The 6,884-nt window shown below is 59.8% G+C and carries 5 protein-coding genes; 3 read left to right on the forward strand and 2 right to left on the reverse strand.

The annotated features are described in order from the left end of the window. Together WCA53_RS10795 and WCA53_RS10800 are read left to right on the forward strand one after the other, a co-directional pair. Positions 1-1,348, forward strand: a 1,348-nt coding sequence (locus WCA53_RS10795) for a putative bifunctional diguanylate cyclase/phosphodiesterase (RefSeq protein ID WP_423909030.1), incomplete at its 5' end; no start/stop codon positions are given. Positions 1,349-1,544: 196 nt separating this feature from the next. Beyond that, positions 1,545-3,020: an HDOD domain-containing protein gene (locus WCA53_RS10800; protein ID WP_423909033.1), complete on the forward strand. Its 1,476-nt coding sequence runs from the start codon at positions 1,545-1,547 to the stop codon at positions 3,018-3,020. Here the strand turns inward: WCA53_RS10800 and WCA53_RS10805 are convergent. Together WCA53_RS10805 and WCA53_RS10810 are read right to left on the reverse strand one after the other, a co-directional pair. Beyond that, positions 2,983-3,483: a hypothetical protein gene (locus WCA53_RS10805; RefSeq protein WP_423909037.1), complete on the reverse strand. Its 501-nt coding sequence runs from the start codon at positions 3,481-3,483 to the stop codon at positions 2,983-2,985. The genes WCA53_RS10800 and WCA53_RS10805 overlap by 38 nt on opposite strands. Before the next feature lie 206 nt (positions 3,484-3,689). Further along, positions 3,690-5,339: a methyl-accepting chemotaxis protein gene (locus WCA53_RS10810; RefSeq protein WP_423909041.1), complete on the reverse strand. Its 1,650-nt coding sequence runs from the start codon at positions 5,337-5,339 to the stop codon at positions 3,690-3,692. A gap of 267 nt (positions 5,340-5,606) precedes the next feature. Between WCA53_RS10810 and WCA53_RS10815 the strand changes: the two genes are divergently transcribed. Continuing rightward, a complete protein-coding gene (locus WCA53_RS10815) occupies positions 5,607-6,842 on the forward strand; it encodes an MFS transporter (RefSeq protein ID WP_423909045.1) in 1,236 nt (411 codons plus the stop codon). The last annotated feature ends 42 nt before the right edge of the window (positions 6,843-6,884 follow it).

Genomic DNA, 6,884 nt, shown 5'->3' on the forward strand with positions numbered 1-6,884 from the left:
GCGCGAGCGCGAGCGCACGCTGCTGCATGCGCTCCATCACGATTCGCTGACTGGCCTCGAAAACCTGACATCGCTGAAGACCGCGCTCGACGCGGCCCAGGCCGAAGCCCTCCATACGGAGACGCACGCGGCCTTGCTGCTGATCGATATCGATGGATATCAGCGCATCAACCGCGCGCTGGGCTATGACGCCGGCGACGACATGCTGCGCGAAACCGCACGACGCATCCAGCATGCCGCCGGCACCGGCGAGCGTGTGGCCCGCGTGGCGAGCGACATGTTTGCCGTCCTGCTCTCGACTGGCACGATGGAACAAGCGGCGGCAGCGGCCGAACACGTTGGCCGGCGCCTGTTGAGCGCGATTGCGCAGCCCTACCGGTATAGAGGGCAGCACACCCATTTGTCGGCGAGCATTGGTGCGGCGATTTTCCCGGATGCTGTCGAACACGCCAGCAGCAGCCTGATGCGCATGGCGGACCACGCGTTGTCGCAGGCGAAAACATCGGGCGGGAACATTGTCGTGTTCCATGTCCCCGACGACGATCCCCGCGACGCCGAACGCCTGAAGCTCGAAGCCGATCTCTATGAAGGCGTGCGCAACGGCGAGTTTTCGCTCCACTACCAGCCGATCACGCACAGCGTGGGCGGCGGCGTGACCGGCGTGGAAGCGCTGATCCGCTGGCAGCATCCGCTGCACGGACTGTTGCCGCCCACCACCTTCATCCCGCTCGCGGAATCCATCGGCTTGATCAACTATCTCGGCAACTGGGTGTTGAAAGCCGCGTGCATGCAACTCGTGCAGTGGGACCTGGACGGGATCACGATCGACTACCTGGCAGTGAACGTCTCGCCGCAACAATTCCGCGACAAGCGTTTCACGCAGAATGTGAAGGAAGCGCTGCAACTGACCGGCATCGATCCAACGCGCCTTGTGTTCGAAATCACCGAAAGCCTGCTGATGCACGATCCCGAGGAAGCCACGCGCCTGCTGGAAGCGCTGGCAGGGCTTGGGATCCGCTTTGCCATCGATGATTTCGGGACCGGCTATTCGAGCTTGTCTTACCTGCAACGCTTTCCTTTGTCGAAGCTGAAAATCGACCGGAGTTTCATCGAAAACCTGATTACTTCGCGCAATAACCGCGCGATCGTCACGGCGGTGGTGGGGCTTGCACAGTCGCTTGGGCTCGAACTGGTCGCGGAAGGCGTCGAAACGGAAGCCCAGCGCGACATGCTGGTCGAGATGGGCGTCGACCAGATTCAGGGCTGGCTGATCAGCAAAGCGCTTCCCGCGGCCGAACTTGCGCGTTGCTTCGAGAGCAAAACGCTCTTTCGCCACGCGTCTTTATGAGATACCTTCGCATAAATGTCAGCATTCAGGCGGTCCATTGCTAAATCCACGCGTATTCACCATCAAGCTTGTGCGTGATAACGCCGATAAAGGATTTATGCACATTTGCTCCGTGCATTACACTTCGACCCGAGTCGACGATTCAAGGCGTTCCGGCGTATTTCGCCTGAACGGGTAAGGTTTTCAAACCAAACGCATGGCAAGCAATTCCAAGGCCGAATTACTGGACAAGTTGTGGAAGCGCATGAGTGAGCGCGGGGATTTCCCCATGCTCTCGCAAGCGTTGCGCACCACTGTGTCCGCGATGAGCGACGACGACCTGGACTTCACTGCCCTCGTCCAGGTCGTTCTGTCGGACTTCGGCCTCACGCAGAAGGTCTTGCGGCTTGCCAACTCAGCGATGTACATCTCGTTCGGCGGCAACATCACGACCGTCACGCGCGCGTTGATGGTGCTTGGCATGGACGCGGTCGGCCATTTGGTCGTCGGCTTGAAGCTCGTGGACCATTTCCACCAGAGCGCGCCAAGACGTATCGATGCCAAGCTCGAACTCAACCGCACGCTGCTCTCCGGCGCGGTCGCCCGGCAAGTGACCGAATCGAGCGAATTCCGGGCGTCGGAGGAAGCAGTGGTTTGCACGCTGATGCGGCAGATCGGCAAACTGCTGGTCGCGTTTTATCTCGAAACCGAGTGGGACCAACTACGCCGCAAGGCGGCCGCAGAGGAAATCAGCGACAGCCTCGCGTGCGGCGCACTGCTTGGCGTGACGTTCGAGGAAATCGGCAATGAAGCGGCGGACCGCTGGCACTTGCCGCACACAATCCGCCAGGGCATGCAGACCAGCGATCCGCTCGCAACTCCCGACGGAAAAACGCCGCGCCATGTCCTCTGGTTGCAGGCGGTGACCAACTATTCCACCGAAGTCGCGGATGCGCTCACCGCGCTGAATGTTGACCAGACGCATCGCGAGACGGCGCTCAATGAGATCGCGCACCGCTATAGCCACGCGCTGTCCACTGACGCCTCCACCCTCGCCGCAATGAGTCTTGCGCTCGCGAACGAAGAAACCAGCGACGGCGTGATGCGCGAGATCGTCGAATTGCGAGCCGATGCCGACGCGATCGCGCGCGCGGGGGTATCGGCGGAAGCGCGGATCGGTGCAAGCCTGACGGACTTGCGCGCGATGCCGTCGAAGAACTCGCTCGGGCCTGTGCTTGCGCTGGCGTCTGAAGCGGTGCTCGCCGGGCTTTCGTTCTCGCGCACGGTGGTGTTCGTGCGCCAGGCCAACGAAGAATTCCAGGCACGCATTGGACTTGGACCGGGCGTCGAAGCCCTGTTGCCAGCGCTAACGTTTTCCACTGCTTTCCAGCCGGATGTGTTCCATCTGGCAATCGCAAATCCGGTGGGAATTTTTATTGAGAACGCGCGCGATCCGCGGATCGACGCGCGTTTGCCGAAGTGGTTCAAACCTTCTTTCGGCGATGCCCACGCGTTCGTGCTATTGCCGGTCAAAGCCAATGGCATCACGGTAGCCATGCTGTACGGCGACTGGACGGTGCAGCAGCACGTGCGCAAGATCACGCAGCCGGAAATGGCTGCGTTGAATGAGTTGATGCGCGAGTTGAGCCGGTTCTTTAAGAATGCGGACTGGAAGGAAGTGGAGTTGATTTGAGCGTGCCGGGAGTCGCGGACTCCGTCCACAAGATCGCCACCGCCTGATCCCCATATTCCACGATGTACCCGCCATGCTCCCGCTGCCACGCACTCGCGGCCAGCGCTCCCGCAAACCACACCTTCTCGTAGTCATTGAACGCGCCGGCGTCGAAGCGATAGCGATCGATGGCCGCAGGCGCCTGCGTATCGATAACCTGCTTGCACGCGTCCCAACTAGGATGACCGAGTTCGACAGCGAGCATGTTCAGCACATGTTTGAGCTGGACCTGCTCACGCACTGCATACAGGCCGGCCAGGGCTTCACTACGAGTGACGCCGGCCGCCAGCAATCGTCGCACAACGGGCAACGCTGTACTGGCGCTGTCGGCAAGCACAAGGCGAAGCAACCGGCGGGCGTGCCGTCGAAGAAAATCGGAATTCGGAACGGAAGAATTAAATACGGGACAGGATGTAGACCACATGACGTTTTTCCTTGTAACGCCGTTCTCGCTGCGGCTAAAGGTTCAACGTTGCGGTTTATCCAGAGGAAGCGATAACGCATGACAGGTGCTGTCGCTTTCGCGAGACCGGGCACCCTGCCGTGCCCGTCGCGCATTCTAGAACGAAGCGGGGCCTCTCGCCAAGCCCACGCTTTTGAAACGTTGTAAATCAATCAGAGACTCACAAGTCACGAATCCACTCGCGCCAGCGTGAATTTCCCGACCAGTTGCTTGAGCGCACGCGCCTGGTCATCGAGCGATTGCGCGGCGGCCGCTGCTTCCTCGACCAGCGCCGCATTCTGCTGTGTGCCGGCATCCATTTGCGTAACGGCGTGATTGATCTCTTCGATACCGCTGCTCTGCTCCGCCGACGCCGACGATATCTCGCCCATGATGTCCGTCACGCGCTTCACCGCTTTCACCACCTCGTCCATTGTCGTGCCCGCTTCGTGCGCAAACGTCGAGCCGTCGGCTACGCGCGCCACCGATGTACTGATCAAGCCCTTGATCTCTTTCGCCGCCGACGACGAACGTTGCGCGAGATTGCGCACCTCGCCTGCGACGACCGCGAAACCGCGCCCTTGCTCGCCCGCGCGCGCCGCCTCGACGGCCGCGTTCAGCGCCAGGATATTGGTCTGGAACGCAATCCCTTCGATTACGCCGATGATGTCGCCGATACTTTTCGCGCTCGCATTGATCTGCTGCATGGTTGCGACCACGCGGGCGACGACCACGCCGCCCTTCTCCGCGATGTCCGACGCGCTGTACGCAAGCGAACTGGCCTGCTTGGCGTTCTCGGCATTCTGGCGCACCGTCGACGTGAGTTGTTCCATGCTCGTTGCCGTCTTTTCGAGCGCGACCGCCTGCTGTTCCGTCCGATGCGACAAGTCGACATTGCCTTGCGAGATTTCGCCTGACGCAGACGCGATCGCCTCGGCACTCGCCGCGATTTCAGCGACAGTCACCGACAACCCCGACTGCATGCCCGACAATGCGTGGAGCATGCTGGCTTTATCGTGGCCAGAAATGTTGATGCGGTTCGACAAATCGCCCGATGCGATCCGGCTCGCGATTTCCTTTGCATAGGCCGGTTCACCGCCGAGCTGGTTCGCGAGTCGCCGCACGACCCATTCGCTCACCACGAACGCCAGCGCGATCAGGATGAGCGTAAGCGCCGCCAGCATCACGAACGATGCGTGGAAGATCGACGCGGCGTTGTCGATGGTCGCCTTCGCCGCCGCGCCGCGCTCCTCGATCAGCGTGTTGACGAGTTTTTCCAGCTTGCCTGTCGCCACCAGCAGCGAGACATCGCTAATACCGACCTGCCAGTTCATCTGCTGCAAGTCGAGCGACTGTGCCTTCACCAACGTAACGAACGCACGCAAGTCAACGCTCCAGGTACCCACCGCCGTCCCGAGGCGCTTCAACCCACCGGACGGGTCCGCATAGTTTTGCAGATTGCTTTGCTCGCGGGCGATATCGGCGAGTGCGTGTTCTATGTCCGCGCCCAGCTCGTCGCGTTCCTTGGCGGTCGTTGCCGTGAGCAACATCTTCTGCGAGCGGCTTGCGCGCAACAGGTCGCTACGCAGTTCCTCGGCGGCGCGGCTTGCGACATACCCCTCGCGGTAGATCGATGCCGTCGAACCGTTGAGCCGGCTGATTTGCGTGAGCGCGATCACGCCGACCGCCAGCGTCCCGATCAAAAGGACTGCGAACGCGAGCCGCAACGACGCCTTGACCGACAACCCGCGGCCGCTCGTTCTGGCGGAAAGACTACCGGGCATTGTTGTGGGAATGAAACCCGCGCCGCGATGAGTGCCCAGCGAAAACATTTTCATCGATCAGATTCCCTGTTTAATTGACGATGCGCCCTAAAGGTTCAGTGCGAACCCGGGCGGGCGCATGCCTGCATCAATGGTCTACGGCGGGTGAAGCACCGATCTTTAGCAGAGATTATTCAGCAAACGTTTCAATAGTTGGGAAATTACTGTCCGCTTCGCGACAAATATTGGCCGGACAATGCGCACAGGACACCTTAAAATTGGTAAGAGGTGACACTCGGCAATCACGCAGGGTGACCGCAAAAAGAGACTTCCCGGCCCATCATGCAGACCAGCATCGACAAAGGCGCGCTCGGCGCCGCTCCGGCATTGAGTCCGGTTGTTCCTCGGACGATATTTTCCGTATTGGGCGCGATCAGTTTTGCGCATTTGCTCAACGACATGATCCAGTCGCTGATCCTCGCTATCTACCCGATGTTCAAGGCCGAGTTTTCATTATCGTTCGGGCAGATCGGCTTGATTACGCTGACGTACCAGATTACGGCGTCGCTATTGCAGCCCCTGGTCGGGCTTTATACCGACAAGCATCCCAAGCCGTATTCGTTGCCGGTCGGAATGGGCTTCACGCTGTGCGGCCTGTTGTTAATGTCGATGGCTGGAAGTTTTCCGGTATTGCTCGTGGCAGCAGCGCTTGTCGGATGCGGATCGTCGATATTCCATCCTGAATCGTCGCGGGTGGCGCGCATGGCGTCGGGCGGCCGGCATGGCCTCGCGCAGTCGGTGTTTCAGGTTGGCGGCAATGCAGGCAGCTCGCTTGGACCGTTACTCGCCGCGTTAGTCGTGATGCCGAATGGACAGCGCAGCATTGCGTGGTTTTCGGCCGCGGCTTTGCTCGCCATCATCGTGTTGGCGAATATCGGTCGCTGGTATCAGCGGCATCCTGCGGTGAAAAAGTCCCGGGGTGCAGGCGCGGTATCCACGTTGCCGCGCAATAAGGTGATGATGGCCATGGCCGTGTTGATGCTGCTGGTCTTCTCGAAGTATTTTTATTTGGCGAGCATCAGCAGTTACTTCACGTTTTATCTGATCAGCAAATTCCATTTGCCCGTCGAAACCGCTCAAGTCCATTTGTTCTGGTTCCTGGCAGCAGTCGCAGTAGGCACCATCGTTGGGGGGCCTGTCGGCGACAAGATTGGTCGCAAGGTCGTGATCTGGGTATCCATACTTGGTGTTGCACCCTTCACATTGATGTTGCCGTACGCAAATTTGTTCTGGACGGGTGTTTTATCCGTTGTGATCGGCTTGATCTTGGCGTCGGCGTTCTCAGCGATCCTCGTTTACGCGACCGAACTGATTCCCGGCAAGGTCGGGATGGTGGCGGGACTATTCTTTGGCCTGGCTTTCGGCATGGGCGGCATTGGCGCGGCGGTCCTTGGCCATCTGGCTGACGCGACGAGTATCGATTATGTCTATAAAGTTTGTTCGTTCCTGCCATTGATCGGAGTGCTGACGATCTTGCTGCCCAAAACCGGCGAAAGCCGAAAAACGGCCAAGGCGTAAGTCCACGCGACCAAGCAAACAGGAGCAAAACAGGCATTCGAC

Source organism: Caballeronia sp., from assembly GCF_049581465.1.
GTDB lineage: Bacteria > Pseudomonadota > Gammaproteobacteria > Burkholderiales > Burkholderiaceae > Caballeronia.

Coding starts and splice junctions, on each gene's coding strand:
- WCA53_RS10800 (WP_423909033.1), top strand. CDS start 1,545: ATGGCAAGCAATTCCAAGGCCGAATTACTGGACAAGTTGTGGAAGCGC.
- WCA53_RS10805 (WP_423909037.1), bottom strand. CDS start 3,483: ATGTGGTCTACATCCTGTCCCGTATTTAATTCTTCCGTTCCGAATTCC.
- WCA53_RS10810 (WP_423909041.1), bottom strand. CDS start 5,339: ATGAAAATGTTTTCGCTGGGCACTCATCGCGGCGCGGGTTTCATTCCC.
- WCA53_RS10815 (WP_423909045.1), top strand. CDS start 5,607: ATGCAGACCAGCATCGACAAAGGCGCGCTCGGCGCCGCTCCGGCATTG.